The organism is Leptospira perdikensis (assembly GCF_004769575.1).
GTDB lineage: Bacteria > Spirochaetota > Leptospiria > Leptospirales > Leptospiraceae > Leptospira_A > Leptospira_A perdikensis.
The window spans coordinates 246,771-273,542 of record NZ_RQGA01000013.1 but is presented as its reverse complement, the minus strand read 5'-3'; the positions used below and the strand labels follow the sequence as shown (position 1 = coordinate 273,542).

The 26,772-nt window shown below is 37.6% G+C and carries 30 protein-coding genes; 13 read left to right on the top strand and 17 right to left on the bottom strand.

The features are described 5' to 3' along the window. The gene (locus EHQ49_RS12245) at positions 1 to 816 is read right to left on the bottom strand and encodes an SDR family NAD(P)-dependent oxidoreductase (protein ID WP_135579835.1); all 816 of its coding nucleotides are present in this window, start codon (positions 814 to 816) and stop codon (positions 1 to 3) included. Between the two features lie 59 nt (positions 817 to 875). On the opposite strand from EHQ49_RS12245, the gene EHQ49_RS12240 reads away from it, so the two are divergent. Together EHQ49_RS12240 and EHQ49_RS12235 are read left to right on the top strand one after the other, a co-directional pair. Continuing rightward, positions 876 to 1,631, top strand: a complete 756-nt coding sequence (locus tag EHQ49_RS12240; RefSeq protein ID WP_135579833.1) for a biotin--[acetyl-CoA-carboxylase] ligase — start codon at positions 876 to 878, stop codon at positions 1,629 to 1,631. After that, the gene (locus EHQ49_RS12235; protein ID WP_135579831.1) at positions 1,632 to 2,423 is read left to right on the top strand and encodes a type III pantothenate kinase; all 792 of its coding nucleotides are present in this window, start codon (positions 1,632 to 1,634) and stop codon (positions 2,421 to 2,423) included. It begins immediately after the preceding gene. On the opposite strand, the gene EHQ49_RS12230 is transcribed toward EHQ49_RS12235, so the two are convergent. Genes EHQ49_RS12230 through EHQ49_RS12215 form a run of 4 tightly spaced genes read right to left on the bottom strand, consistent with a single transcriptional unit; the run spans position 2,412 to position 5,655 of the window. Next, positions 2,412 to 3,062, bottom strand: a complete 651-nt coding sequence (locus EHQ49_RS12230; RefSeq protein WP_244241469.1) for an SGNH/GDSL hydrolase family protein — start codon at positions 3,060 to 3,062, stop codon at positions 2,412 to 2,414. The two genes, EHQ49_RS12235 and EHQ49_RS12230, sit on opposite strands and share 12 nt — an antisense overlap. Then, positions 3,059 to 4,495, bottom strand: a complete 1,437-nt coding sequence (locus tag EHQ49_RS12225) for an ArnT family glycosyltransferase (protein WP_135579829.1) — start codon at positions 4,493 to 4,495, stop codon at positions 3,059 to 3,061. Before EHQ49_RS12225 ends, EHQ49_RS12230 begins: the two co-directional genes overlap by 4 nt. Positions 4,496 to 4,502: 7 nt before the next feature. Beyond that, entirely contained in the window at positions 4,503 to 4,841 is a 339-nt protein-coding gene (locus EHQ49_RS12220) for an STAS domain-containing protein (protein WP_002975971.1), read from the bottom strand. A gap of 55 nt (positions 4,842 to 4,896) precedes the next feature. After that, positions 4,897 to 5,655, bottom strand: a complete 759-nt coding sequence (locus EHQ49_RS12215) for a site-specific integrase (protein WP_244241468.1) — start codon at positions 5,653 to 5,655, stop codon at positions 4,897 to 4,899. 50 nt (positions 5,656 to 5,705) lie between these two features. On the opposite strand from EHQ49_RS12215, the gene EHQ49_RS12210 reads away from it, so the two are divergent. From EHQ49_RS12210 to EHQ49_RS12200, 3 genes are read left to right on the top strand one after another with little or no spacing between them, the layout of a single operon-like run. Continuing rightward, entirely contained in the window at positions 5,706 to 6,776 is a 1,071-nt protein-coding gene (locus tag EHQ49_RS12210) for a toxic anion resistance protein (protein WP_135579827.1), read from the top strand. A 1-nt stretch (position 6,777) separates the two neighbouring features. Next, complete coding sequence (locus EHQ49_RS12205) at positions 6,778 to 7,647, top strand: magnetosome magnetite crystal formation protein family (protein WP_135579826.1); 870 nt, start codon at positions 6,778 to 6,780, stop codon at positions 7,645 to 7,647. Beyond that, positions 7,647 to 8,459, top strand: coding sequence for an inositol monophosphatase family protein (locus EHQ49_RS12200; RefSeq protein ID WP_135579824.1), 813 nt, complete (start codon positions 7,647 to 7,649; stop codon positions 8,457 to 8,459). The genes EHQ49_RS12205 and EHQ49_RS12200 overlap by 1 nt, the downstream gene beginning before the upstream one ends. Here the strand turns inward: EHQ49_RS12200 and EHQ49_RS12195 are convergent. The 4 genes from EHQ49_RS12195 to EHQ49_RS12180 are packed head-to-tail and all read right to left on the bottom strand — an operon-like array spanning position 8,440 to position 12,741. Beyond that, on the bottom strand, positions 8,440 to 9,609 hold the full coding sequence (locus EHQ49_RS12195) for a glycosyltransferase (protein WP_135579822.1): 1,170 nt from the start codon (positions 9,607 to 9,609) through the stop codon (positions 8,440 to 8,442). The two genes, EHQ49_RS12200 and EHQ49_RS12195, sit on opposite strands and share 20 nt — an antisense overlap. A gap of 2 nt (positions 9,610 to 9,611) precedes the next feature. Further along, positions 9,612 to 10,661 (bottom strand): glycosyltransferase, encoded by a 1,050-nt coding sequence (locus EHQ49_RS12190; RefSeq protein ID WP_135579820.1) that lies wholly within the window; start codon positions 10,659 to 10,661, stop codon positions 9,612 to 9,614. Further along, entirely contained in the window at positions 10,658 to 11,725 is a 1,068-nt protein-coding gene (locus EHQ49_RS12185) for a glycosyltransferase family 4 protein (protein WP_135579818.1), read from the bottom strand. The genes EHQ49_RS12190 and EHQ49_RS12185 overlap by 4 nt, the downstream gene beginning before the upstream one ends. Continuing rightward, on the bottom strand, positions 11,722 to 12,741 hold the full coding sequence (locus EHQ49_RS12180) for an LIC_10202 family protein (RefSeq protein WP_135579816.1): 1,020 nt from the start codon (positions 12,739 to 12,741) through the stop codon (positions 11,722 to 11,724). Before EHQ49_RS12180 ends, EHQ49_RS12185 begins: the two co-directional genes overlap by 4 nt. Positions 12,742 to 12,827: 86 nt before the next feature. Between EHQ49_RS12180 and EHQ49_RS12175 the strand changes: the two genes are divergently transcribed. Beyond that, entirely contained in the window at positions 12,828 to 13,748 is a 921-nt protein-coding gene (locus tag EHQ49_RS12175; protein ID WP_135579814.1) for a GDP-mannose 4,6-dehydratase, read from the top strand. Here EHQ49_RS12175 and EHQ49_RS12170 read toward each other — a convergent pair. Further along, on the bottom strand, positions 13,706 to 14,902 hold the full coding sequence (locus tag EHQ49_RS12170) for a M48 family metallopeptidase (protein ID WP_135579812.1): 1,197 nt from the start codon (positions 14,900 to 14,902) through the stop codon (positions 13,706 to 13,708). The two genes, EHQ49_RS12175 and EHQ49_RS12170, sit on opposite strands and share 43 nt — an antisense overlap. 3 nt (positions 14,903 to 14,905) lie before the next feature. Then, positions 14,906 to 15,862 carry a YjgN family protein gene (locus EHQ49_RS12165; RefSeq protein ID WP_208732210.1) on the bottom strand — a complete coding sequence of 319 codons (957 nt, stop codon included), beginning with the start codon at positions 15,860 to 15,862 and terminating at the stop codon, positions 14,906 to 14,908. A gap of 169 nt (positions 15,863 to 16,031) precedes the next feature. Between EHQ49_RS12165 and EHQ49_RS18870 the strand changes: the two genes are divergently transcribed. Together EHQ49_RS18870 and EHQ49_RS12155 are read left to right on the top strand one after the other, a co-directional pair. Next, entirely contained in the window at positions 16,032 to 16,319 is a 288-nt protein-coding gene (locus EHQ49_RS18870; RefSeq protein ID WP_425269862.1) for an LIC_11321 family protein, read from the top strand. Then, on the top strand, positions 16,295 to 17,263 hold the full coding sequence (locus EHQ49_RS12155; RefSeq protein WP_135579806.1) for a patatin-like phospholipase family protein: 969 nt from the start codon (positions 16,295 to 16,297) through the stop codon (positions 17,261 to 17,263). The genes EHQ49_RS18870 and EHQ49_RS12155 overlap by 25 nt, the downstream gene beginning before the upstream one ends. Here the strand turns inward: EHQ49_RS12155 and EHQ49_RS12150 are convergent. Continuing rightward, positions 17,245 to 18,438: a pyridoxal phosphate-dependent aminotransferase gene (locus EHQ49_RS12150; RefSeq protein WP_135579804.1), complete on the bottom strand. Its 1,194-nt coding sequence runs from the start codon at positions 18,436 to 18,438 to the stop codon at positions 17,245 to 17,247. The two genes, EHQ49_RS12155 and EHQ49_RS12150, sit on opposite strands and share 19 nt — an antisense overlap. Before the next feature lies 1 nt (position 18,439). Then, positions 18,440 to 19,219 (bottom strand): SDR family NAD(P)-dependent oxidoreductase, encoded by a 780-nt coding sequence (locus tag EHQ49_RS12145; protein ID WP_135579752.1) that lies wholly within the window; start codon positions 19,217 to 19,219, stop codon positions 18,440 to 18,442. An 88-nt stretch (positions 19,220 to 19,307) separates the two neighbouring features. Here EHQ49_RS12145 and EHQ49_RS12140 point away from each other — a divergent pair, with 88 nt between their 5' ends. After that, positions 19,308 to 20,531: an MFS transporter gene (locus EHQ49_RS12140; RefSeq protein ID WP_135579750.1), complete on the top strand. Its 1,224-nt coding sequence runs from the start codon at positions 19,308 to 19,310 to the stop codon at positions 20,529 to 20,531. Positions 20,532 to 20,575: 44 nt separating this feature from the next. Here EHQ49_RS12140 and EHQ49_RS12135 read toward each other — a convergent pair whose 3' ends face one another. Next, entirely contained in the window at positions 20,576 to 21,496 is a 921-nt protein-coding gene (locus EHQ49_RS12135; RefSeq protein ID WP_135579748.1) for a hypothetical protein, read from the bottom strand. Between the two features lie 3 nt (positions 21,497 to 21,499). After that, positions 21,500 to 22,003, bottom strand: a complete 504-nt coding sequence (locus EHQ49_RS12130) for a DUF3347 domain-containing protein (RefSeq protein WP_135579746.1) — start codon at positions 22,001 to 22,003, stop codon at positions 21,500 to 21,502. A gap of 100 nt (positions 22,004 to 22,103) precedes the next feature. Here EHQ49_RS12130 and EHQ49_RS12125 point away from each other — a divergent pair, with 100 nt between their 5' ends. Together EHQ49_RS12125 and EHQ49_RS12120 are read left to right on the top strand one after the other, a co-directional pair. Beyond that, positions 22,104 to 22,454 (top strand): VOC family protein, encoded by a 351-nt coding sequence (locus tag EHQ49_RS12125; RefSeq protein ID WP_100725775.1) that lies wholly within the window; start codon positions 22,104 to 22,106, stop codon positions 22,452 to 22,454. A 43-nt stretch (positions 22,455 to 22,497) separates the two neighbouring features. Continuing rightward, a complete protein-coding gene (locus tag EHQ49_RS12120; protein WP_135579744.1) occupies positions 22,498 to 23,985 on the top strand; it encodes a hypothetical protein in 1,488 nt (495 codons plus the stop codon). Here EHQ49_RS12120 and EHQ49_RS12115 read toward each other — a convergent pair. Then, positions 23,982 to 24,674 carry an LIC10067 family putative lipoprotein gene (locus EHQ49_RS12115; protein ID WP_135579742.1) on the bottom strand — a complete coding sequence of 231 codons (693 nt, stop codon included), beginning with the start codon at positions 24,672 to 24,674 and terminating at the stop codon, positions 23,982 to 23,984. The two genes, EHQ49_RS12120 and EHQ49_RS12115, sit on opposite strands and share 4 nt — an antisense overlap. Before the next feature lie 69 nt (positions 24,675 to 24,743). Here EHQ49_RS12115 and EHQ49_RS12110 point away from each other — a divergent pair, with 69 nt between their 5' ends. Both EHQ49_RS12110 and dcd read left to right on the top strand, forming a co-directional pair. After that, entirely contained in the window at positions 24,744 to 25,517 is a 774-nt protein-coding gene (locus tag EHQ49_RS12110; RefSeq protein WP_135579740.1) for an enoyl-CoA hydratase-related protein, read from the top strand. 3 nt (positions 25,518 to 25,520) lie between these two features. Next, entirely contained in the window at positions 25,521 to 26,045 is a 525-nt protein-coding gene (dcd, locus tag EHQ49_RS12105; protein ID WP_135579734.1) for a dCTP deaminase, read from the top strand. Positions 26,046 to 26,127: 82 nt separating this feature from the next. Here dcd and EHQ49_RS12100 read toward each other — a convergent pair whose 3' ends face one another. Next, the gene (locus tag EHQ49_RS12100; protein WP_135579732.1) at positions 26,128 to 26,652 is read right to left on the bottom strand and encodes a DUF2147 domain-containing protein; all 525 of its coding nucleotides are present in this window, start codon (positions 26,650 to 26,652) and stop codon (positions 26,128 to 26,130) included. Positions 26,653 to 26,772: the final 120 nt, after the last annotated feature.

Sequence of the window (26,772 nt, the reverse complement as noted above, 5' to 3'; positions counted from 1 at the left end):
CTAAACAGGAATATTTTTCTCAAGCCCCTTGTTTGCCAAGAGCCAACCTTTTGATGCTTTTGTTTTCACTGCCAACCAAAGCGAAAATTTAGGAAATAAGGCAGGTAGGATAACAATTGAAGCCCTTAGGTAGGATGGAACCATCACTTCCCCGGGATTTTTTTTGATCGCATAAACAATGGCATCGGCCACTTTCGAGGGTTCGATTACAGGGGTAAAAAAAGACGGTTTGACTCCATCAATCATTCTCGTATTCACCATTGTTGGACAGATCCAACTAACACCAATTTGTGTTTCATAAAGTTCCATTTTGAGGGCTTGTGAAAATCCAACCATTGCATGTTTGGTGGCCGAATAAGTAACCGTTCCTTCCGTTCCGAACTTTCCTGCAATGCTTGCTAAATTGATGATAGTTGCTTCCTTTTGTTCTTTTAGGATGGGGAGAGAAAGATAAACCAACTTCATGGGAGCTGTAATATTGATTTGGATGGCTTTATTCCAAACCGAAAAATCTTTTCCTTCATAGGAACCACTCGGAGCAATTCCTGCATTATTGATTAGGATTTGATAACTCAAATGTTTTTTTTTGATTTGTTTGATAAGAGAATCTACTTCTGTCTCTTTGGAAAGATCGCAAGCAAAACCATAGAATTTCCTACCTAAAGATTCTACTTTGGTTTGAATTTCTTTTAATAAAGATAGTTTGATATCTACACCGATGATATCATTTCCTTCTTCTGCTAACCGTTCCGCTGTTAATGCGCCGATTCCCAAACCACATCCAGTGACAAGTACCGTATTTCCAGATAATTTCATTCCCTCAAGTTAATGTATTTTTTACTTTCGTCAATCCGAATCGAATGAGAAATGGACGCATGGAATATAGATTGTTAAAATCAGAATTGGGCCACAGACTTGCCACGGTCACTTCGACGAACGAATGGATTCGTGATGTTTCAATTCCCTTTGGTTCCTGGGTGATTGCTGATGAACAGACTGCCGGTAAAGGTCGTGGACAAAATGTTTGGCAATCGTTAGGTGAAGATCCGCTAATTTTTTCTGGTAAAATCAGAATTTCGGCGGCAGAAATTTCACTTCCTTTGTTATCGATTTTTGTTTCTTCTGCTGTTCTCAAATCCATATTTCATTTTTTCCCAGAACGAGAAGTCGACACAACGGTGAAGTGGCCCAATGATATTTATCGTGGAGATAAAAAAGTGGGTGGGATTTTGGTTCAATCCGAGTTTACCAACGGAGTTTTCGATGTGGTGGTGGGTATCGGTCTTAATTTTTTTGGAAGTAATATCCCAGATCCCCTTAAAGATAAGGCCACTTTTTTGTGCGAAAAACCATTAGAAGAAGGAATTTTAGAACGATTTGCGAACCAATTGATTGTCGATTTAAATCAATCTGTAATTTCCTTACTCGACCAAGGACAAGTTCTAAAAGATTTAGTTTGGATTGAGGACCATTCGTTATTAAAACACAAGGTAATTGAAACTGAATGGGAATCCAGAATGGTTCGTGGTCGTGTTTTGGGAATTGATGAATTAGGATTCCTTCTCATCATGACTGAAACCGGCGAAAAGATTGAATTGATGGACACTTCACCAAAATTTCGGATTATATAAATGTCAGAATCACCACTATTATTAGTTATCGATGTAGGAAATACGAACACAGTGTTCGGTGTATTTCGTGAAGGAGAGGATACTCCTGACTTTCACAAACGAACAGTAACGAGAAGGGATCGTACCTCCGATGAACTTGGTCTTTTTTTGAAAGGATTTTTGACTCAGGAAAACGTAAAGGCTGACCGAGTGAAGATGGCTATATACTCGAGTGTAGTTCCTTCCCTAAACCCAATTGTGGAACGTATGTTAGAAGATTGGTTTAACGTAAATCCATTACGAGTTCACTACCAAATGAAACTTAATTTTGGCATTAGTTATCCTCGTCCCTTTGAAATTGGTGCGGACCGGTTGGTGAACGCGGCTTACTGTGCAAAAACATACCCTGGAAAAAAAGCTATCCTTGTAGACTTAGGCACCGCTACTACCTTTTGTGTGATTAGCGAAAAACCTGAATATATTGGAGGTGTGATTGCACCCGGACTTAAAATTTCCATGGATGCTTTAACTCGTAATACAGCTCAACTCCCACCTATTGTTTTTGGTTCTCCTAAGCGAGTATTAGGCGAATCTACGGTGGAATCTATCCAAGCTGGATTTTTCTTTGGTTGGATTGGTTTATTAAAGGAAATCGTGAGGGCGATCAAAGAAGAACATCCTGGAGATTATGTAGTCGTTGGAACAGGGGGACTTGTTACGACCATTCATGCTTCGCATAATCAAGTGTTCGACGAAATTGATCCTATGATGACTTTGAAAGGACTTAAGATTCTCGCAGATCTAAATTCCTAAAATTTTTTTACGGTAGGCTTCACCCATCAGTTCATATCCAATTTGGTTCGGATGGATGGGGTCGGAAATAGGGTATAAGGGAATAGTTCCTGAATAAGATTCAAAAATAGATTCAATTTCCACATAATCAACATTAGTTTTTTTTTCTTTCAGTTGACGAATCGTTTGGTTATTGATTCGAATTGTTTCTCGAATCGAAGTCATATTCGTCAAAGGGATTGTAGTGAGTATCACCTTCGAACTTAGTGAAGACTCCAAAAAAGATATAAGTTCTTTTGTTCTAACTTCAAATCCATTCGTTCCATAAACCATTGCATCGTTTGTTCCCAGTTCAATGATCCAAAGATCTGTAGGGATTGCATTCATACGATTTTTGTTCTGTAACCAATCTTCTATTGTGTAACCAGCTACCGAGATATCGGTTACTTTATATTCTGAAGGAAGTTTGGTTTTTAATCCGAAACCATCCGACCATTGGCCTAAAGAATCTCCTACAATTGTAATACGACGTTCCAAGGAAACTCCTCCGAGTAGTGATAGGTATTGGTTGGTTGGTTTGTCCGAATGGTAACAGCCAACGAATAAAACCAAACAGAAAATGGGGATTATAAAGGTTTTAGAAGGAACCTGAACTTTCATTTTTTTGTATAAACAATCGTTTTATAATGTAACCAGTGATTGCCTGGAACAGGAATCTCCCATTCTTCTCTCTGCCACGAAGACTTTTTAATAAAATCCTTTATGACAGGGTTCATTAATTGATCATCATAAAATACAAAACTATCTCGGGATTGAATGGTTTGAATGTAAGCTTCAGATGGGAGATCCAACTCTCCAGGTATGAATTCTAAAATATTTAAATCAGGTCTTTTTTTTCGTAAATCAAAATAGGGATCAGGAAGCGCTTGTAAATAAACGGATTTGGATCGATTCAAACTCATTTCTAAATGTTGAAAATGTGATTCTAAAATTTGTTTCGAATCGGTTTGAAACCAATGAATATGATTGATATAAAGTAAACTTATGAGTGATACCAGAACTCCAACCAATGCCAATTTGGAACTGTATTGTTTGGCATCATATAATAATGCCATTCCCAAAGCGAGAGGGAATAGGACGTGAAAAACATACCAACCTTCTGAAGAGGTATATAAAGAAATGAGAATCGATAAAATCCATATCCAAAACAAAATCCATTTTTGATCTAATTTTCTATTCTTTTGGAAGGACTTATAGGATATCAATATCAAGATAATGAGTTCGGTTAGGATGATAAACAATCGCAATTTTGAGAACCCAAACCCGAAGGAAAATACTTTTACTTTATCAATTAATGTAAAACTTCCGAGTAAGTTTCGTTTTCTTGCGAGTTGGGCACCGAATTGGATTTCAAACCAATCCCAATTTGGATGGATGTAATATAACCAAGAGAGAATCGGAAGTACACCACCGAGGAAAAACCAAGGAAAGGATTTCCAACCAAAGTTTCTCCAAACTAAAAAAGCGGTTACGAGTCCAAAGGAAGCACCGATGGGATGTGACAAGGAGGAAAGGGAAAGGGCCACTCCTGATAAAAAAACATACCAATATTTCGATTTGTCTTTGTTAGTTGCAAATAATAGACTTAAGATAAAGAAAAATGCTGTTAGACCTTCCATCCTTGCAGCAGTTCCAAAACGAAAGAGAAGTGGTTCCCACAAAACACTCGCAAATGCAATTTGACTTCCCCATTCAGTGATCGATTCCCTTTTTAATAAAATGTAAAAACCGAGAGCTGTGAGATATACGATGATTACATTTGCAAGACGAACGGTCGTTAGTGTGTCGGGGAATAAAGATAGGGAAAAACCAGAAAACAGGAAATATACCGGTGGCATCCAAAGAGTTTTGGATTCCATACCAGGGATGAGACCTTTTAACACATCGGTTTGTAGATGGGTATGATTCGAAAAAGACAGAGCCGGGGAAAAAAATAAAACTTCGTCCGGCCAAACGACAGGGAAGATATCCAAGTTGATCCAAACCTGGAAAAAAAAGAGTGCAGAGATAATGAAAAACGAGGCGTACGCCACGTGGGTACTATTTAGAGAGGGAATTAACGGCTTCTTGTTCCGTTTCAAAAACTTCAAACAGATCCAAAAGTTCCACTACATCAAACACCTTTTTGACGGGAGGTGTGATACAGCAGAGTTTTAATTTTCTGCCTTGTTTGTCTAACTCTCGAACCATCCCAACAAAGATACGAATTCCTGAAGAGGAAATGTAGGAGATAAGCTCAAGGTTGATGATGATATCGCCCTCGCCGTTTTGCACGTCGTCGGCCAATTTGGCCTCCACTTCATCCGAATGGGTAATGTCCAAACGACCGTTTAGGTGAACAAGTGTGTGCTTTCCGATTTTTTTGGTCTTTATTTCCAAAGCGAGCCTACTTGGTGACTAGAATCTCTGAAAACACCAAAGGTTCAAGAAATTTTTAAGCTGCCTGGTTTTTGTTTCGATTAAAAAGTCGCGGATCTGTTCGTTCTTCGACCGGAATGTGTAATAATATTCTTTGCTTAGTGGAACGAGTGGTTCTATGTCCCAAAAACTCTTGGATTTCCCAAACAGGAAAACCTTTTTTGAAAAGCTCCAATGCAATGACATCACGAAGGAAGGGAATATGGATTTCTTTGGAGATGAGAAGACTTGCATTCTTCAGAATTTTTTGAATGGTTCTTGTTCGTAATTTTCCATAACGACCGGGAAACAAATAATCAGTCGGCAGGAATTCGGATGAATACCGATACAACTCCAACGCTAAGTTAGGTTCGAGGAAGATTTTCCGTCTACGCAAACGACCGCCGTTCTTTAATTTGAATAGGTTGCGTTCGGGACTAAAGTCCGCAATTTTGAGATGGGTGAGTTCCGGGAGCGAGAGGCCTGTGCATACCAAGAATTTAATGATTAAATAATGGAGATAGTTTCTGGCGCGGAGCCGAAACAATAGAGTTCGAATCTCTGCTTGGTCGATCAAACGATTGTCGAGTGTCATAACATCAACCGTCAATACTTGTGGGAGGAGGATTGGTAGATTCAAATCATTATTTAGCATAAATTTTTCTCGCAGGAATGTAACAGTTATAACAATCCATGCAATCAAATTGTCACCAAACCTCAGTTTTGGATCGAAATTTCTAAGAAATAAATTCACTAGTTCATGTTTTCGCACCTTACCATTTTCTGCTTGATTCATATCGCAAAAACGATTCTATCTTTGGGAGAAACAAGAAAGGACAGATATTTATGGACTCTTTGGAACTAAAAACGAATGACCCGGAACTACAACTCACGAAGGAAGATTTACTAAAAGTTGAAGAACTGACGGGGCAGATACAACTCAGCAATCCGAATGATGTTGTTTCCTACGGAGCCTCGGCCCAAGCTAAAGTTTCTGAATTTGCCGATAAAGTTCTCTCAGAAATCAAAACCAAAGACTCTGGGTATGCCGGAGAATTGCTCAACAACCTTTTGTTCAAAATTACCGATTTAAACTTGGACAGTTTTGCTGGCGAAGGGAACACTTTGTCCAAAATTCCCATCATTGGAGGGCTTTTTGATGCTTCCAGGAAGTTCCTTGCTAAGTTTGAGGACTTACAATCGCAAATCGAAAAGATTGTGGAAGAATTACATTCTGCACGCACCAACCTAACAAAAGACATAACATTATTGCAGGCGTTATATGAGAAAAACTTGGAATATTTTAAAGAAATTCAGGTGTATATTGCAGCTGGTGATAAAAAAGTCCAAGAACTAAGAGACAAAATTCTACCGGAGATGTTGGCAAAAGCAAAAGCCCAAGGGGATACACTCGCTTCCCAACAGTACCAAGATATGACACAAATGGTGGATCGTTTTGAGAAAAAAATCCACGATTTGAAACTCACTCGAATCCTTTCATTGCAAACAGGGCCGCAGATTCGACTCATCCAAAATGGAAACCAAGTTCTTGTCGAAAAAATCCAAAGTTCGATTTTGAATACAATTCCGCTTTGGAAAAATCAAATAGTAATCGCATTAGGTTTGTTACGTCAAAGAAAAGCTTTAGAAGCACAAAAACAAGTTTCCAAAACTACCAATGACCTAATCCAAAAGAATGCGGAAATGTTAAAAACGGGGACTGTTGAGATCGCAAGGGAATCCGAAAAAGGAATCATTGAAATCGAAACATTAAAATCTGTAAACCAACAGCTAATTTCAACCATTACAGAGACTTTGAAAATTCAAGAAGAGGGTCGTCAAAAACGAAAAACAGCAGAACAAGAAATGATTAAAATCGAATCAGAAATCAAACAAAAACTTTTGGAATCAAAATAGAATGACTGAAGTGCAATTGGAACAAAATCAAGACGAAAAAAAATGGGCCAGACGTGCCCATATTTCAACTATCCTTACTTATCCTATGGCTTTGTTGCCGTTTCCTTTTTTTATCTCTTCTCTTGGAGCGATGATTTATCCGTTTGTGATGTGGCTTTCCAGGAATAAATCTTCTTATTCCGCAAAACAATCTTTAGAGGCAATTTATTTACAAGCTTTGTTATCACTTGGATTTTTTGGATTTGGAACTAAGTTTGGTGAAGATCGAGTTTTACTGGTATTTTCTTATGTGTTTATGGCATTTCTACATGTTATTCTTTTGGGAATTGCCATTTATAGAACTACCATCGGAAAAGCTCATAGCTACCCATTTAGTTTTTTCCCTCTTTTGTTTTCTTCTAATACAACAAAGGAGAATTGGAATGAACTAAAGAAAAAATTTGAAGATAAAGTGGAATTCACTGAATATAAATCACAAATGGAGCGATTGGATGGATTTCGACTTTTAACAGAAAAAGAATCCAAATTATTAACGGATCCAACTCTCCAAGGATTGAGTACTGAATATTTACATTCATTATCTGATTTGCGTGTCCGACTCGCAGAAGACCCGTTATCTTATAGAAAAGCAAAACAATTTTTGAATTATTTCCCTGAAACTGTATCTAAGATACTAAGTCAGTACAATAAACTTAGTGTTGATGTTGGTTCTACTGAGACAGATAAACGAAAAACGGAACTAAACTCTTTACTCAGCGAAGTGATTAAAACAACCGAACAAGTAAGAAATAAACTGAAAGCAGATGAAACCCTGAATTTAGATGTTGAGATCACCGCCATGAAGAAAAACATCGAATTTGGTGGGTATTGATGCAATCTGAGTTACTGAATAGGTCTTATCATTTTTTAAATTTCCTTCCGAATGTTGCCGACTTCCTCGTCCAAAAACATAAAGAATCAGAGCTGAAGGTAGATGAAAAAGGTTTATATAATTTAGTTACCGAAGCTGACTTAAAAGCGGAATCCATGATTTTGGATGAGATCCAAAAAAACTTTCCAACGGATGGGATTCTTTCGGAAGAACGTGGAAAGATCGAAGGCAAATCAGGTTACACTTGGGTAGTGGATCCTTTAGATGGAACTACCAACTATACTCATGGATTACCATTGTACGGAATATCTGTTGGTGTTGTGGAAACAGAAACTATGACTCCTCTTCTTGGAATGGTTTTTTTTCCAGAGTTGAATACTTATTATCATGCAATCAAAGGTCAGGGTGCTTTTCGGGACAAAACTCCCATCCAAGTTTCTAAAACTGCTTCTTTAAAGGATTCACTTTTTGTCACAGGTTTTCCTTATGATCGGAATTTATCTTTAGATACACTTATGCAGTATTATAAATCCATTTTGCAAAAATCGCGTGGCATTCGTCGAACAGGGGCTGCAACACTCGATTTATGTTGGTTAGCCGAAGGAAAGTTTGAAGGATATTATGAACTTGGATTAAAACCTTGGGATATGGCAGCGGCTGGTTTGATTGTTCTCGAAGCTAAAGGGAAAATTACTTCAATGGATGGTAACGATTTTTCTATTTTAATTCCGAGTTTACTAGCAACCAATGGTCTTGTTCATGAATATTTATTAGCTGAATTTGAAGGGCAGATCAATCGAGTAGCATACTAACCATTCGGTTTAGTTTTCTTCGAATCACGTCTTTGGTAAAGTTTGCCAAAACATATTCACGACCATTTTGACCCAATCTCGCAGTAATTTCTCGATTCTCCAATAAAAAATCCAAAGTCCTTTGAAATGAAAGGGAATCAGAATAATAAAGTCCACCTTGGCTTCGTAAACAATGTCCTCGCATTACAGAGGATTTTGCATTTACGAGCACTGCCTTTTTTTGAATCCATGCTTCCATAATGGAAATAGAAAAACTTTCAAAAGCAGAAGGATTGAGTAATAAAAGAGACTTTTGGATTTCTGAAATTTTTTTCTCTTCGCTCACATAACCAGTAAAAGAAATCAAAGGATTTGTTGGCACTTCCATGGATGATATTGACCCCAAAGATTTGATGGTAATGTCATTTCTGTTAGAAAACAATTTCCAATTTTGAAAATATTCAAAAAGTTCAGGATATCCCTTTGCCGGTTCAATTCGACCGATAGTGATCAATTGGTTGGAATTTTGATTTGAGAAATCTGCATTTACGAAACTATCATTGATATAGGTTCCAATCAAAAAATAAGAACTGGTTTTTTGTTTTGTATAAGTTTCATAAACAGACATCTCTTCTGGTGCATTGAAACTATAGACATACTGATTAGAATAAGTTTTTCTATACATGGGAAGGCGAAATGGAGGTTCATCATGAAACGTGGGTACGATTACGAAGGGAATTTTTAGTTTAGGAATACTTGCAACAACGGGATAATACAGATATCCAATGAGGATCGCTAAATCATAAGAATTTTGTTCTTTGTTTACATAGTTGATTAAGTCCGGGCAATAAGGACCTTGTTCTTTCAAAAATTCCAGCTGGTCTTTGTCTGAAACAGAATCACCTTTTTCCAAACATCGGTTTAGGATCTGATTCATTTTGGATATTTTTCGTGTTTGAGTCACTGGAAATCGGAGGATCCGAATGGAATTTTCTTTGGTTTCCCCTTTGGGAAATTCATTTTTCCAACTTACATAATCTTTGGCAGAAGAAGTACATACCGTCACATCATTGGATTCGGATAAGATAGAGGCGTAGTCATAAGCTAGTTTTTCTGCACCACCTGATGCATGTTCTAAAAAGCGTGCAGTGATGATGAGAATTTTTGCCATTACTAATCTCTCACAACTTCAAGAAGTGGAAGAATACTTGTAGATTGTAAATAATCATCTAACCTAATGTTTTGAGCTCCGATAATTGAGTTTCGAAAGTCCTGTTTTTTGAAAACAGAATCAACAAGAGAAACTATCGAGTCAAAATCTTTGGATTCGAAAAGAATTCCAGAGTGATCCAAAGTTTCAGGAACCGCACCTGCTGCAAAGGCAACAACAGGTAGATGAAAATAAATTGCCTCCATCAGAGGCACACAAAAACCTTCATGTTCACTCATCGATAAAAACATATTACTCTCTGAGTAGATTTTTTTTAACATCAATTCATCTACATAAGATATGATTTTTACTTCTTCGGTGAGATCCAAGTGGTGGATCATAAAATTAAGTTCATCTAAGTAGGATTGTTGGTTTGGGTTACAAAAACCTAACATTCGTAGAGAAAACTGGCTTCCCATTTTTGATTTCCATGTTCTGGCAAAACGAATCAAATCATCTTGTCGTTTGTTTGGTGCTATACGGCCAACAAATAAAAAAGATGGATTTGTAAAGGATTTGGATTTGAAATCTCTCGGGACGTCTTTCCATTTTTGAAAGTTGAGATGGAGGGGAAGTAGACGAGCTTGTTTGAATCCAATTTCTTGTAGTTCGTTTAAGTTAAAACGGGAAACGGCAAATGAATGATGGAATGTATCTCGAATGATTTCTAAATCTTCCCTTCCTTTGCGTAATAAATAAGAAAATTTGAGATCGTAACCAGAGAAAAAATCCTCTGGTGTGACGTTGTGATAAATCAAAATTTTCCGATTTGGATATTTTAGAATAAAATCCAAAACCTCACTGTGAATTGAATGGTGGTAAACTAATACATCGTTTGGTTTGATTTTTGCTTTGGTGATCTTTTCTGCATATTTTCTGTCATAGGAAAAGACGTTTTCTGCAAAAATTTTTCCGTTATAACCTTCCTTGGAAAGTAAACGTTTGATCTCCAACATTTCCTGGGAAATGGCATCACCTAATTGGAATCCTGCGGAAAATTGATGTATGTTCATTGGATACCAGAGTTAAGAATTCCAGAAATGACTTCTGGAAATGGAAATTGGTTATAGGATTCCAATACTCTATATTGGTTGGAAATCAGGGAAGTTCGTTTTTCTTTTTGAAATAAATTCTCTTTCATTTCTTTTGCAATCGAAGGAAAATCTTTTATATGGAATAAAAAACCACCACCTCGCATAGTTCCAGGAATGGCTCCTGCTGAATAAGCAAAAACAGGAATTCCGGAACCAAAAGCTTCAAGAATCGGTAAGCAGAAACCTTCGTGTTCACTCATCGAAACAAATGCACCTGATTCTTTTAAAATCGAAATTACTTCTGCATCTGTTTTACCTGTTAAAAAATGAATTTTATCATCCAATTTGAGATTTCGCACAACGTCTGTTAGTTTATTAAAATAACCATCAAAGGCTCCAATCACGGAACCAATACATAAACAATGTGCCTCTGGAAATTCCTTAACCCAATAGGAAAATAATTCAATAAAATCTTCCCATTTCTTTTGGGGAGAATACCGCCCTACAAATACTAAAGAATGATTTCGAGATTCTGGTTCTAATTGTGAGTTTGTTTCATATGATTTACAAATAGGAACGACATAAGGATTTCTAAATTGGTATCCCAAAATAGTTTCGAAGTTAAATTCCGAGTCACACCAAACTGAATCACAAATAATAGATAAACTTGCAATTTCCAAATAAGACAATGATTCAAATTTTTCCATCGCAGTAAAAATATCAGGTGTAGTGGTATCTTTATAAAAATGAGCAGGGGTTATATTGTGAAATCTTAAGATTTTTCTGCCAGGTAAGTTTTGAAATAAATGATAGGGATAACCTGCTCCACCATAATGAAGAATGTGAATGTCTTCAGGTGTTGTTGGGTATAGGAAAGAATCTACTAGATGGAATTTACTTTTTAATGGTTTTCCTTTTCTTTCCAATCTTGTAATAAAATGTGATTTGTAACCTAGAGAAGTAAATACTTCTGCAAGTCCCATGGCATCGTTTCCAACACCGTCAGAATCTTTGAGTTCATCTAAATGTTGAAAAACATTCATTTATCAAGTTTTGTGTATCTATATACTTTCGTCTCTTCCGTTGCAGAAAGATCTCGAACTTGTTTGAAACCAAGGGAAGACAAATAGTTTGGTAATAGATCCAAATCTATTTCAGAAACCTGCAGATCGCGGAACGGGCGATTGGTGTCATTTGGTTTAATGGAGATGGAGAAATACAAATGGTTTCCTTCGGAAAGAGAATTTGAAATTTCAGCAAATATCTTTTCAATCCAAAAAGATGGAAATCGATTCAAAGGTAAATACACCAAAACATTCGTATTTTTTTTTAAGATTTGTTTTAACGGAAAAAGTTTTTTTTCCAATTGAACCGTGGCGGTAATTTTACTTTGTATGAACGAAAATTCATTTTCATGTGAAGTGATACATTGGAAAGGAATTTTGTGAATCGATAGTTGTTTTAAAATCTCACCCCATTCCGGAAACAGGACAGTAATTTCGTTGATGTGAGAGATATCTTCTAAGGCAACTTTCCATGCGGGATTGGAACCTGCATCGGTAAAATAGGAATTTACCGCCCAACCAAAGTTAGGCAATCCATCTGAGGAACCATGTAACAAATGATCCCTATAGAATCCATCAAATCTAGTTTCGATTTGTTCTAATCTTTTTCCCAAACGAACCAACTCATGTAGAACGGAAAAAAATGCGCGAATTCGGTTCTCAGAAAGTTTTTTGTCAACAAGTCCATAAACGGAGATTAGGCGACTGATTAGATATTTGATTGGTCCTTTGATAAACCAAAATTTTGGGTTCGAGAATTTGGGACTGGATATCCCTTTTTCAAAGAGATGGGCTGTGCCGGCTGGATCAAATTTTCGGAATCCTTGAGGCGATTCAGGTTTGTAACTAATCTGAGTGAGTTCTAACCAATTGGGAGTTTGGCTTGGATCTAGAGGAATCTTGGATTCGATTCCCTGGATCAATTCCGATACATTTAACTGTGGGTCTCGGACTTCGACAAAGGGGGAGGGATTGAATTTCTTTTTGTCTTCCACAGTTTTCTTTCTTTTGTTGAGAGGATTTGAAAAATTGGAAGAATGGCAACTAAATCTTAGGGCCGAATCGGAAATTTCCCTTTTCTATGAAAAAAAAACAAACTTTAGTCACCGGAGCCAGCGGATTTGTAGGAAGTTATCTACTTCCGGCTCTTGAATCCCAAGGCGAATCCCAAATCCATTGTTTTCAAGGTGACATTCGCGATCGAAAGACTGTCCTTAAGAATCTTGAAGAGGTCAAACCAGATACCGTTGTCCATTTAGCAGCCCAAGCCTTTGTTCCGATTGCCATTGAAAATCCTTGGGAAACGGAAGAAATCAATGTTGGTGGTACATTGAATTTATTGGAATCATTACACCGCCTGCGAAGGCCGTGCAAAATATTGTACATATCTTCAGCAGATGTTTACGGGAAACAAGACCTCGCCCTTTTGCCTTTAAAAGAATCCTTTTTACCAAACCCAGTCAATCCCTATGCCGGAAGTAAATTGGCTGCCGAATCTTATTGCCGACAGTATGCGCAGTACAGTTCTTTTTTGTCTGTTGTGATTGCTCGCCCCTTCAATCATATTGGGATTGGACAACGTAAAGAGTTTGTAATCCCCAATTTCTGTTCCCAAATCATCGAAGCCAAACATTCAGGAAAGTCTTCTATTTCTGTTGGGGACCTAGAACCGACGAGGGACTTTTCTCATGTGGAAGATATCATAAGTGGATATCTAACCTTAATCGAGAAGGGGGAATCCGGTGAAATTTATAATATTTGTTCTGGGGAAGAACGAAGTATCCGTTATATGGTGGAAGAATTAGTCAAATTTTCTGGAAAAAATATTCAATTTGTTGTGGATGCCGAACGCGTAAGAGCGTCCGAAACATCCAAAGTTTATGGCGATAATTCTAAACTCAAAAGCCTTGGTTGGAGAAACAAACATAGCTTAAGCGAAACTCTCGAACAAATTTACAATCACTTAGAATCAGAATTTTTAAAATCTAAACATACAGATTGAACTTCTTTCCAAGTTTTGTCAGAAACAATTTTTTTGATCGAACCTTTTTTGCCGGACTGAATCAGAGATTCCAAAGTTTTCATTCTTTCGTCTGTCGCCGGATGAGTGCTTAAAAAATCAGTAATTGATTTTGTTACCACTTGATCGTCTTTAGCATTAGCATCTTTAGGGTTCTTTTCCGATTTGGTCATTTCTTTTTCTAATTCTTGCATTCTTTGGAAGAAGGTAAGGAGGCCAGATGTTGAAATGTTTTGGCTTTTTAAATACTCAATGGAAGTAATGTCAGCTTCCGTTTCAAAATCTCTAGAAAATTTAAGAACAAGAATTGTTGAGCCAATTTCCGTAAATGTTTCTAAAAATTCCATATTCCCAAGGCCTGGACCAACCACCAAACTAATTGCAAGCGAAGTGCCACCCGCTTTGACTAGGTTTCTCATATGGTGCCTTTTTTCCACATGGGCAACTTCGTGGGCTAAAACGCCGAGGACTTCTTCTTGTGATTTAGCATCGTTTAAGAGTCCGGAAAAAAAATAAATCTTTCCATTGGAAAGGGCAAATGCATTGGGAATGGTTGAGCCAATGACGGAAACTTGGAACTGGTGTGGACTTCCTTTGGGGACAATCCTTTTTAGGGCTTCAGAAAAGAACCTATCCGTTGCTTTTGTATTACAGGCCTCAAACTGTGCATCCATTTTGAGTTGAACAGATTCACCTAACGATTTGTCCATGGAAATCGGAATGAAGTGGGTTACTAGTTCTAACCCTTTAAAATAAAAAAAGCCAATGGTGGCAACAATGAGAATGGATAGAATCCCAAGTACAAGTGGATTCATTTCCCTGATTGAGTAGAAAAAAGCATGTGTTTTACTTTTGGTTTTTTTGGTTTGGATCCAAAGGGATTCTAATTTTTTTGCTTCTTCTTTAGAGCAGAAGATTTCTAAAACAGGGCTTTCTCTCACCTCGTCAGGTAATAAGACCAACTTACAACCTTTATGCGTCAAAGTGAATTCGGTAAATTGCGAAATTCCTAGTTTGTGGGCGGTATCTCTAGATGAAAAATCAATGGTTTGGCCGTGGATCAGAACGGTCCCTTCTTCAGGGACCGCTGATACTCCGTCAAAATATCGGGATGTAAATGTTTGGTTTTGAAACAATGTTTATGTGAGGAAGGCTTCTAAAGTTTCCGCAAGTGCTTCCAAACCTTCTGCGGTAGCATTTGCAGTTGTATCTGTTTGTGCTGAGATGGTAGAGAAATCAACCTCTGCCTCCAAACTGATCGACTCGATAAAAAGTTTGGTCAATCGGACAACAGCCCAAGCAAATCCAATTCCTAAAGTAAATAGGATAATTAAATAAGCGATGAGAAAATTAACAAAAATTTTACCACCGGTAATGTCGGATCTAAACTTTTTTCCTTGGAAACTAGTTCGGTTCCAAATGTAGTTTTGTACATCTGCCAAAAACCAGGAATAGTAGAATCCCAAGGTAAGAATACTCAGAAAAAATCCTTTTAAGTAGAGGAAAAAAATCTCCTTACCTTCTGCCGAAAACCCGAAGTTTGTATTTCCGTATCTTGTTTTGCTTTGTAAGTATGCTTCTTTTTCAGCAAAAAACCATGGGTAGTAGATTCCTAGTGTAATGATAGTTAATAGAATGCCTTTTCCGTAAAGTTTTGCTACTTCTAAAATCTTTCCGTCGAAACCAAAACGTAGGTTACGGTATCCAGTTCGAGAAGTTAGGTATTTCCGTCCACCTACTACGATGATCGGAACCAATGCTAAAAAGACTCCTAATGTTAGAAGAAATCCGACAATCATTGAAAAGTAAGGGATTGGAATGAACGTTAAGAGGTATTGGATGATATAAATTCCAATATAAAGAACTATGAATATTCCTAAAGCTTTGAGAAAACCAATGAATCTTTCTTTTCCTGTTCCATGGAAGGAAAAACGTTCGCCAGCCCATTCTAAATTCTCCGCCATAAATTTTTGGACATTGGTTCTGGCCCAAAAGCTATATATCCCTAAAGTTACTACGGTAAGGAACATGTTCTTCAGTAAAAGGACGAAGAGTTGGCCTCCCGTTGCGTGGTATTGTAGTCTCGTATTGTTCATTGGTGTCCCCAAAGGATGATTAGTGGGGAGATTATAAAAGATTTTACTCAAGGGTAAAGAAAAATATTTCCTATTCAGTAGAAATACAATTCGTACGATTGAACCTAATTCATGACTTTTTTAGGAATCACCGAACTTGTGTATCTTTAAGGCTGTCTACCTTCATAGAATGCGATCCGTTTTGTTAATCTTCTTGTTCTTCTTGGTGTTTGTCTCCGAAAGGATGGCCGATTCTAGACAAGAGTTACCTCCGACTCTTGGAGATCTAAAGGGTCAAGACAAGTCAGTACGCCAACCCCCTGACCGTAAGGACAAAAAAGGCTGCTGTAAAATTAAATATCCGGCAGGAGGATATGATTTCTTTCTTGCGACAGAAGATGATTGTCGGGCTAGTTTGTACTTTGACAGATTTTTAGGAGAAAACAACACTCTATGCTTTCGATGGGAAGGGGAATAGAATTTGTCGATTTTATGGGCGTTAGAGAACAAGTTTTACAAACATTAGTTAAAATTTTTCCATCTTATGATGTTTCCCTTGCGATCGCAGGCGGTGGCTGTAAGGCCTTTTATGCTTTAGGAGTGGGGAAAACACTTCGGGAATGGGGTGTACGTTTTACTGAGCTTTCGGGAGTTTCCGCAGGTGCTGCTATGGCACTTTGTATTCTTTCCCAAACAGAGGAAGAATCTGTAGAGTACTTTGAAGAAATCACAAAACGGAATTCACGTAACTTCCATTTTTCGAATTTCCTGCGTGGTGAGTCCACTTTTCCTCATGAAGATATGTATCGTCGAACCATTCGATTTGGAATGAGATTTGACAAAGTATTGGAATCAGGTGCTAAAATTTGGATCCATTCAGTGAAAGCTCATCCAAAGGAAGATTCATTAAAGAATAAGTTTCGTTTGGCGAGACTCATATCTGAAACGGGACGTGCCTTTATTTTGGACGATCGGGACAGATCAGAAGGAATCCCTGCCAATCGAACTGCAGAGATGATCAAAAAATGGAATATGGAAGATGTTGATTTTACGGAAAAAGATTTTGTGAATTCAGAAACCATCGAACAATTCATCATGAATTCCTCATCCATTCCTCCCATCGTTGACTTTCAATCTGTTGGGAATGAATATTATTTGGATGGCGGGCTGACAAATAATATGGTCATTGAAACTTTTTCGCATAACGCAAAAATCATTGGAATTCATTATGAACCCAATACCATTGTAGGTAAAGATTCTGATCTTTTAGCAAGGTCTTATTTGATCACTCCTTCGAAACCTTTGCCAATCACTTCTTTTGACTATACAAACCCAAAAGGAGTCAGAGAAACCTTTGAATTGGGAAAAGCCGATGCTTTGGCTCAAAAAACAGCAATTATAGATTATTTGAGAAAGGATTGAAGGGCTGAAAGTCCACTTCGTAGAACTTCTTCATCAGAAATTAAACTAATCACTAGTATACAACGGTTATGCGAAAATCCATACCATGACCCGGGATGTAAAAACACTTTGGTTGCAGATAATATTTCTAAAACCAAATCTTCATCTTTTTTATCCAAATCCAAATCCAATAGAAAATACCAACCGGCTTCCACGGCTGGTTTATTTATGATCTTGGAATTCCCTTCCGAAAATAAAATACACTGTGCAATGTTTCGCATAATTCTTGTTCGTATGCGATTTTGAATCATCGTTTTCCAGGGAATGAGTTCTGGTGTTGCAAGTTGCACAGGGGCGTTTACGGAAAGATAAGTATCCGCAATGAAACCTAAGTTTTTCTGAATTTCCGATTTGTAAACTTCTGGGCCTTTGGTAAGAATCCATCCTAATTTGAGTCCTGGAAGAGCTAACATTTTGGAAAATCCGTTACAAACGAATAGAGGGAAATTGGGAGCCTCTGGAATTTGGTGGGGCTCGCCAGAGAACTCGTAACCCACGAAGACTTCATCTAAGAGAATGGGAATTTGGAGCCCCATTGCCTCCCATTCTTTCCAAAACTTTGTAGTGGTTCTGGAACCTGTTGGGTTTGCGGGACTGACTAGAATGATGAGTTTTGTTTTCGTACTCACACAATTGGCAATGGTTTCTGCAGAATAAATCCAATTTCCGGTCTCAGGATCTTCCTTGAGTGGGTAATGGACTTCCTTTAGATTTTCGAGTCCAATAAGAAAACTAAATAGCGGATAACCAGGATTTGGTGTTAATACTTCATCACCAGGGTTTGTGAATAGTTTGAAAATATAGGAATAAGCTTCTGAAGTACTCGCCGTTAAAATCAAATCGGAAGTAGTTGTTTGAATTCCACGATTTTTGTAATCTGCGACTATGGTTTTTCTTGCAGATTCCATACCTTCTGGTTGGGGTTCATATTGGCTAAGATCTAAGTTTGAAAATATATGAGACAAAGCGGAAGGTGGAAATTCCAACCCTAGTTTTGTAGGATTGGAATTGGTAAGATCAAAAATCTCATTTCCGGATTTTTCTAAGTTTTGTTTGGTTTGGTAGATTTTGTTTTCTGAATTCAAATCACCTAACAACTGAAACCGACTAGAAAATGAAAATTTTGAATTGGTCAAATCATCCTGCTTGGTGTAAAAACTTCGCAATTTTACGAACGAGAAATCTTGGGGAGATTCGAACGGATTGTGCGACTAGAAAGTTCATAAAACCAGGAATTTTAATTACTTTTTTACTAAACAAAGCATCAAGCCCGCTATCCACTACATCTTGTGATTTCATGATTAGAAATGATGACTTTACCAAATTGATTTTAGTCATATTCGCTCTTTCGAAAAATTCAGTTTGTGTTGGTCCTGGACAAAGGCATGTTACAGTAACACCATAATCTCTCACTTCTTCTGCCAGTCCTTCGCTAAGTGAAAGGACATAGGCTTTTGATGCATAGTAGTTGGACATAAGAGGGCCAGGTTGGTAGGCTGCAGTGGATGCAACGTTAAGAATATAACCATCTTTTGCTGCGACCATATCTTGCAAAAACAAATGACAAAGTTCTGCGAGAGTTGTGACATTCAGTTGGACCAATTGGGATTCTTTTTCAAAAGAATTTTTATGGAATTCTCCATTGAGACCAAAACCAGCATTGTTCACTAAACAGTGAATGGATAACTTTAGTTTTTTGACTGCCTTGTATAGAACCTCGGCTGAGTTTGGTTTTGCTAAATCTTGAGCGATGACAACACTTTGGATCCCGTATTTGCTTTTGATCTCTGCGGCCAATGCCTTCAGTCGATTTGAGTCTCGAGCAACTAAAACAGGAGTGTAACCCTTTTTAGCCAAAGTCAGAGCAAAATCTTTTCCGAGTCCAGTGGAAGCACCTGTAATTAACGCGTATTTCATAGAGGGAAATTTATTACGGAATGTAAAAGTTGGCAATTCGAAACTAAATAGTTTTGGAAATTTTGAACGGCTGGTCAATATTAGTTTTATGAGCCAACCTCTTACCCATCCGCTTCATACCATCCAAAAAGAAAGAGCCATTATCTTCATCCTCGCAGCCCTCCAATTTTTACACATCTTGGATTTTGTCATCATGATGCCCCTGGGGCCTGTGTTTATGGACAGTTTCAAAATCAACTCCGCAGCCTTTGGCCTCCTTGTTTCCTCTTATTCTATCAGTGCCGGTATATTCGGGCTCATTGGGGCTTTGTTTTTGGATTCTTATGATCGCAAAATGAGCCTTCTTGTTTTGTTCTTCGGATTCTCTTTTGGAACTTTACTTTGTGCTTTTGCCCCTAATTACGGATTTTTACTCTTTGCTAGGATCGTTGCCGGTGGTTTTGGCGGAATGATTGGAGCAACCGTCCTTTCCATCATTGGAGATATTATCCCTGTTTTTAGAAGGGGAACAGCAACTGGTGTCGTGATGAGTTCTTTCTCAGTAGCATCCGTAATTGGAATTCCCATTGGCCTTTCGTTAGCCAATAAATACGGATGGCACTTCCCATTTTTGTCATTGGCAATTGCTGGGTTTTTGATTTTACCGATCGCATACAAAGTTTTGCCATCGATTCGTTACCATTTGGATTCTGAGGTTCATCCAAAACAATCTCAACTAAAATCATTAAAACAAGTGATTACTAAAAAAGAACATATGGCCCCTTTTCTTTTTATGGTTTTTTTGATGTTTGGTGGATTTACCATCATTCCTTTCCTAAGTCCATTTCTTGTGTCTAATGTTGGTTTGGCGGTTAGTGAACTTCCATACATTTATTTCTTTGGTGGTTTGTTTACATTTTTTACTAGCAGATTCATTGGAAAACTATCCGACCGTTACGGAAAGTTGGTTGTTTATCAAATCATTTCGATTATTGCAGTGATTCCGATTGTGGCCGTTGTGACTTTGACAAAAACATCGTTACCTGTAGTTCTTGTCATCACTACTTGTTTTATGATTTTAGTTTCGGGACGAATGGTACCAGCATTTGCTATGATCACCTCCGCTGTGGAACCAAGGATTCGTGGGAGTTTTATGTCTGTGAATTCAGCCATCCAACAAATTTCTTCGGGTGCCGCATCTTATCTTGCTGGTCTCATTTTGGTACAAACTCCCGATAATCAGTTAGTAAATTACGAATTAGTTGGGATGATATCTGTGTTTAGTTTGTTGTTTAGCATTTATCTTGCTAAAAAAGTTAAAATTGCAGGATAGGATTACCAAGTTTTGTAGAATAAACTAGCGAAGGTTAGTTTATTCTACAATTCTAATTTACCAGTTTCAAGAAAATCGATGATCATGAGTTTTTGAGATACCGTGATCATCTTTTTTTCGAGAAGTTGGTTTAAGATTTCTGAAGCTGTTCCAATTTCCATCCCGTTCAATTCCGAAAAAATAAACTGAAAGTTCTTATCAATTCTATGTTCTGCTATGTAAGTATGAAGTTTTTCACTCGTTTCTAAGATCAATTGTTGTCTATGAATGAGGCCTTCCATAGTCGAAAGTATAATCGATACTTCGAAATCCTCGGCGAATAACTGCATCATATGTTCGTAGATTTTTGGCGATTGTAATGGTAATTCGTAGATCGAATCTCCAAGCGCAGTATATAAAGACTTTTCTTCTTCAAAATCGAGCCCTGTGTATTTGTTTAGGTTAGAAACGATTTCTGAAGGTAGTATGACAATAAATTGGCATGCATACTCTGGTTCTTTTAGATAACGTACAAAATACTGAATCAAATCACAAATACGCAGGTAACTTACAAAAGTCCAATATTTAAAACTTCGAATATCAAACATATGTTTGATGGACTTTTCTCTTTTAATTGAATCTCGGATGTTCATATAGTTTTCAAAATCACATTTAAAAAGATAACTTAATGTGTGATTAGAAAACGATTCAATGATCTCCCTTACAAGAGTGGGTTCACCGATGTAGAGAAAGTAAGAAATTAATTCTAAATTATCTTTGGAAGTCCAAATGAATTTTTCTAGAGTTTTTGCTGGAATTTGTGAAAATGCAGAAAATCCAATTTTGAATGTAACTTTATCCTGTAAAAATGCCTCGAGTTTATTTTTCGCAATACAATCTTCATCTACGTCTTGTTTAGCGAATGAAAGCCTGCAACTGGGAGGGCAGGCTTCATATAAGGATGTACCGAGGAAACATTTTGGCATGGATTATTGTATTAGTTCTCCACAATCCCTCATTTCAGGAGCATATGGATTCTTTACTTCTCTTCCTGTCATTAACCATGACTTATCAACCATAGGACAGTAAAAACGATTGTACTTGGATTGATTTGGTACTTCAGTTTTGATTTGAACCAATATTTCTTGTATTTTGGAAATTTTTTCATAACTAGTTTCTAAGTCGGTTCCGTTTGGTGGGAGGAGAGGGCTCAAGGTTTCGGCCCAGGCCTTTAATTTTGGATGTCCACCGGCTTTTAAAGCATCAAGTGATTCTGAAAAAACTTTCCAATTCGGCTTTGGATCATCTTTTAGATACTCTTCGAGAAGGATTTGGTTCTCAGATAAGAGTTTCGCCACTAGGTTTTCGTGGGCATTATTAAAAGGAACGACCTCTTCCTTGCAAGAAAGGGCCAAAATGGCTAAAACGATGAGTGAAATCCGAAATGCATTCATATTTTGATTCTTTTTTCCTAAGTTGGAATTGGAATTCAAATTTTAGTTTCGAGTTTGTTAGAGGGAAATTGCTTTTTTCTCGACAAAGCCGGTTTTTCAAGCATGATGACAGAAAAGTTCACGAAGGTGTAATTCCATTATGATTATTGTAGAAGGCATTGGCCACGTCAGTATCCCAGTCTCCCAACTCGACACCTCTATCGATTTTTACCGGGACATTTTTGACTTCGAAGTGGAGACAAAGAAGGCGACTGAAGCAATTCTTTCTCTGGATTCCTTTCGGATCCGATTGGTGAAGGCAGAAGTTTCAGACAGATCTCTCCCCATCCTTAGTTTTGTGATGGATGTGGATGATTTCACCGAAGCCATCAGCGAACTTGAGGAAAAAAACGTAAAGATCATCAAAGGACCAGAAGGAACTGATTCTGGGGAATGCCTTACGTTTGCCGATCCAAGCCAAAATTTAATAGAGATTTTCTACTCTAACTAAATCCTGTTGATTTTTTAAAAATCTTACTTACTATCCTCTTGGTATGTCTATAGAGAACCAAGGGGGTGGGAACGAATTAGACCTACTTACCGATTTCAAAAAAGGTTATGTGTATTTCCTCACCGGTTTTCAGAACTTGGTGGGAAGTTTCCTCCAGTTTCTTAGTACCGGACTTACCGAAGCCAACAAACGCGAAATCCTTTCCTTTCGAAAAAACCTCGATCAAGAACTAGATAAGTCCCAAAAAAAAATCAAAGAGATCATCTTTAACTTAGATGAAAAACATATGTATGCGCAAGTGAGAAAAGAATACTCCCGTTATTTCTCACGTAATTTAGATGAGGTGAGTCGAGACGATTATGTTCAATTCCACTTAATCTTTGAAATGCTTCGGTACTTTTATATAGAAACTAAAGAGGGTTGGGTTTTTTTACGAGATGCAGTTTCGAATGCTAAGTTTAGCGATTCAGATTTCCAAACCAATGCTTTGTTAAATTATCGAATTTTACCTGCATTGGAAAGGTTGAACCAACTTGAGATTTTTCTTAAACGGATGAGTTTTATTTTACAGATTGATAACCCAAATTATTTATCTGAATACAAACCCACCAAACCAAAGTTCCGTGACCGAGTCGTTTACCGATTGTCTACGATTTTTGATGAAAATTTATATGATAAACCGGCCTCTCTTGAACCAGAAGATTCTGGAATTGTATACAAAGCCGATGAAGTAATTCAAAAAGCTAATGTCGATTCGGATAAAAAAAAGGAATGGGCCAACCAAAAAGCTAAACTGAAGGAAGAGGGTGCGACTAATTATATCCAAGCTTATGGAAAATATACTTGGAACTCAGACCAACACTATTTTTTCAGATACGAGTTGGATAAATATTTGGCTGAAAAAGCCTTATTTAAAACGGCAATTAGTATGGATTTACATCTGGGTGCTGATGAACAAGTGCTACGCGCTGAACTCATTCGGTCGTTGACAAGTACAGAAAAGAAAAATAAGTCTGCAGACGATTTTGAAGTGGAATATCAGAATTTTTTAAAACAGTTCTTCCTGTTCTGTGAAAATATAATCCTGATGAATATGATGATTCCAAACCAAGTGAAATATGTGTTTTTATTTCATTTAGGGCCTTCTCATTTTTACATGATTGCAAAAAAATTCTTAATGGAAGTAAACACGGGTTATATCCATGCACGTGGAACCGATGGTAAAAAAGTAATTCGAACCATTCCTGGTGAATATGTCAAAAAACATGTGATCGATTATTGGAACGAAATCATATTGCCAAATGTAGGTGAAGAAAAAAATAATTTGGCTTTGCTCAAAAAATTAACGGAAATGATTGAAGAGAAATATAAAGAAATTTCGAAACTCACCATTCAAAAGTATGATGAATTGGATGAAGAAATAAAAAATTCAAAACCTAGAGATCTTATTTTCCGAGAACATATGAATGAGTGGATGGGCGCGGCTAATATTATTATCTTCAAACGATTTGTTAAAAACAAATCGTTTTAAAGAACTAAACTACAAGTAGCCGATTCAGCAGTAATGTAAAACTGTGTTGCAACTCCCGCAGGGAATGGGATGATTGGATCGTTTTGTAACACATAATCTGTAGCCTGACAAGACCTGTTAAATACTCTAACAGTCACAACACTCTCACATCCAATGGTTAAATTTCGGGTGGCTAACAGAGTGTCTGTATGGAAGGCTTTGGTTTCATTCCCGTCAAATTCTACAGATAGACTTTGGCCTTGTTTTAATTCAATTTCTGAACCGTATTGTTTGTTTGTCACCGCATAGCAGTCGATAAAGTATTCCATTCCAGCACAGTTGACACCCGTTTTTGAATTCGGTAAACAAGAACCACCTGACTTGGAAACTGTGATAAATCCAGAATATGCTCCATCGGGAACCTTAGTGTAAAGTTCAGTTCCAATATTTAGGGTGATGGTGGCAACAGTATCGTTGAACCGGACTATCGGTTCCAGACCAAAGTTCTCTCCTTTGATCACAACTTCTGTTGCGGAATAAGTCGCATTGAGATTGTTTTGAGCGGGAGTTCCAATCTGGGGCGTCACTGACGAAACCACTGGTGGTGAAGTCAGAAGGGCCGCTAAAGGATCTTCAGCGGAGGAGGATATACAGGAAAAACTGTTTCCAAGTACTAGTGAGAATCCGATTGTGTATAAAATCCTTCTCATGACAGCTGATTCCATTATCGGAAAATCAAAACAGTTTTCATTTCTATTTTTTCATCTGGAGGAAATTCTATGAACACTGTCACTCTCCAAACCCACCATACTTATGTAGCATTGATTGAGTTGAACCGTCCTGAGGCAAAAAATGCAATTTCCGTGCAACTCCTCGCAGAATTGAGAGAAAAGATTCAGGAAGTGAAAAAAAGCCAGGCACGTGCCCTGGTCCTCATAGGTACTGGAGATGCGTTCTCTTCAGGTGCCGATTTGAAAGAAAGGAAATCCATGTCTGAGCCACAGGTAAAAAAATTTCTTAGAGATATCAATCTTTGTTTTTCTGAATTGGCAGGTCTTTCCATTCCCACCATCGCAGCTATCAACGGATTTGCTTTTGGTGGTGGATTGGAATTAGCATTATCATGTGATATTCGTTATGCGAGTGAATCGGCACAAATGGGGCTTACAGAAACAAAACTTGGAATCATTCCAGGAGCTGGTGGAACCCAAAGGCTTTCCCGTATTGTAGGGGAGTCAACGGCCATGGAATGGATATTTTCAGGTAAAAAGCTAACGGGAAAGGAAGCAATGGCCCGAGGCCTTGTTTCGCAAAGTTTTGAACCAGACCATTTACGGGAATCTTCTCTTGCCTTAGCGCGAGAGATATCGGAATCTGCACCTATCGCTGTTTCTGCAGCCAAAAAAGCGGTACGCCGTGGACTGGAATTACCAATAGAATCTGCCTTAGAATGGGAGAGATTGTGTTATTTTGAAACTATAGGCACAAAAGATCGAATTGAGGCCTTACAAGCGTTTGCTGAAAAAAGAAAACCTAATTTTAAGGGAGAATGATCCGTGATTTTAACCGGAAAAGAAATTTTAAAAAGACTAGGGAACGATATTAAAATCGAACCATATGATGCAAATTTATTAAATCCAAATTCATATAACTTACGTTTGCATGAAGACCTTTTGGTCTATTCTGAATTTCCTTTGGATATGAAAAAACCAAATCCTGTACAGAATCTAAAGATTCCAGAAGAAGGTTTATTATTGGAACCAGGTAAACTGTACTTAGGAAGAACGATTGAATTTACAGAAACGCACAATCTAGTTCCAATGTTGGAAGGTCGTTCGTCTATTGGCCGACTGGGAATGTTTGTTCATATCACTGCTGGATTTGGGGATGTAGGATTTAAAGGATTTTGGACTTTAGAAATCCAAGTTACACACCCACTTCGTGTGTATTCTGGAGTTCAGATTTGCCAAATTTTTTATCATACAGTAGAAGGGGAAATCAGTGAATACAAATCAGGAAAGTACCAAGCCAACCAAGGCATCCAACCTTCTTTGTTGTACAAAGACTTTGAAAAGAAATAAGTTTAGATTTTTTTCGAAGAGAAACTAGAAAGATAAATTTAGACCTGCCTCCAAAACAGAAGGCAGGTATGTTTAAGAATGATTATTTTTTAGCTTTGAAAGTACAGTCCCATTTCGGGTCATCAAGATTCAAACCACCGAGTTTCACCCAATTGTTTGTTTTTCCAATGAAGGTAATGGAACAAAGTGTTCCTTTTAAATCCAAACGATTTCCACCTTCAAGAGAAGTGAATTTTCCACAGTATGTTTTTCCATCACGTGGGTTATAGATTTTTCCGTTTTTATAAACACCTTCCCCTACATAATCAAATCCATTGATAAAAACCATACCAAGGTTTGGACGGTTACGTAATTTTGGATCTTCGTTGTTATGGTCTAAGTAAGGAGTTCCTGGAACACCTTTGTCTTTTTCTTTTTCCTGGTAAGCATTGTCTTTGATACAAACTGTTTTTCCGCAGTATTTATCACCACATTTGAAAATCTCGATGACTGAGTCTTTTTCAGGTGGAAGGTATCTTCCCACTGCAACGTCAGCCTCTTGGGCAAGTAGAGAACTTCCTGTGAAGAGGATGGCCGTCCATACACTTAAAACAAGTTTTTGATTCATATAGATCCTTATTCTATAAAATTGGGTTCGCTCATTCTGACAGAAAAATTTTCTCTGGCAAGCTGGTTTTTTGAAATTCACAGCAACAATTCAGGAAAATACCAAATTGATACCAACTAG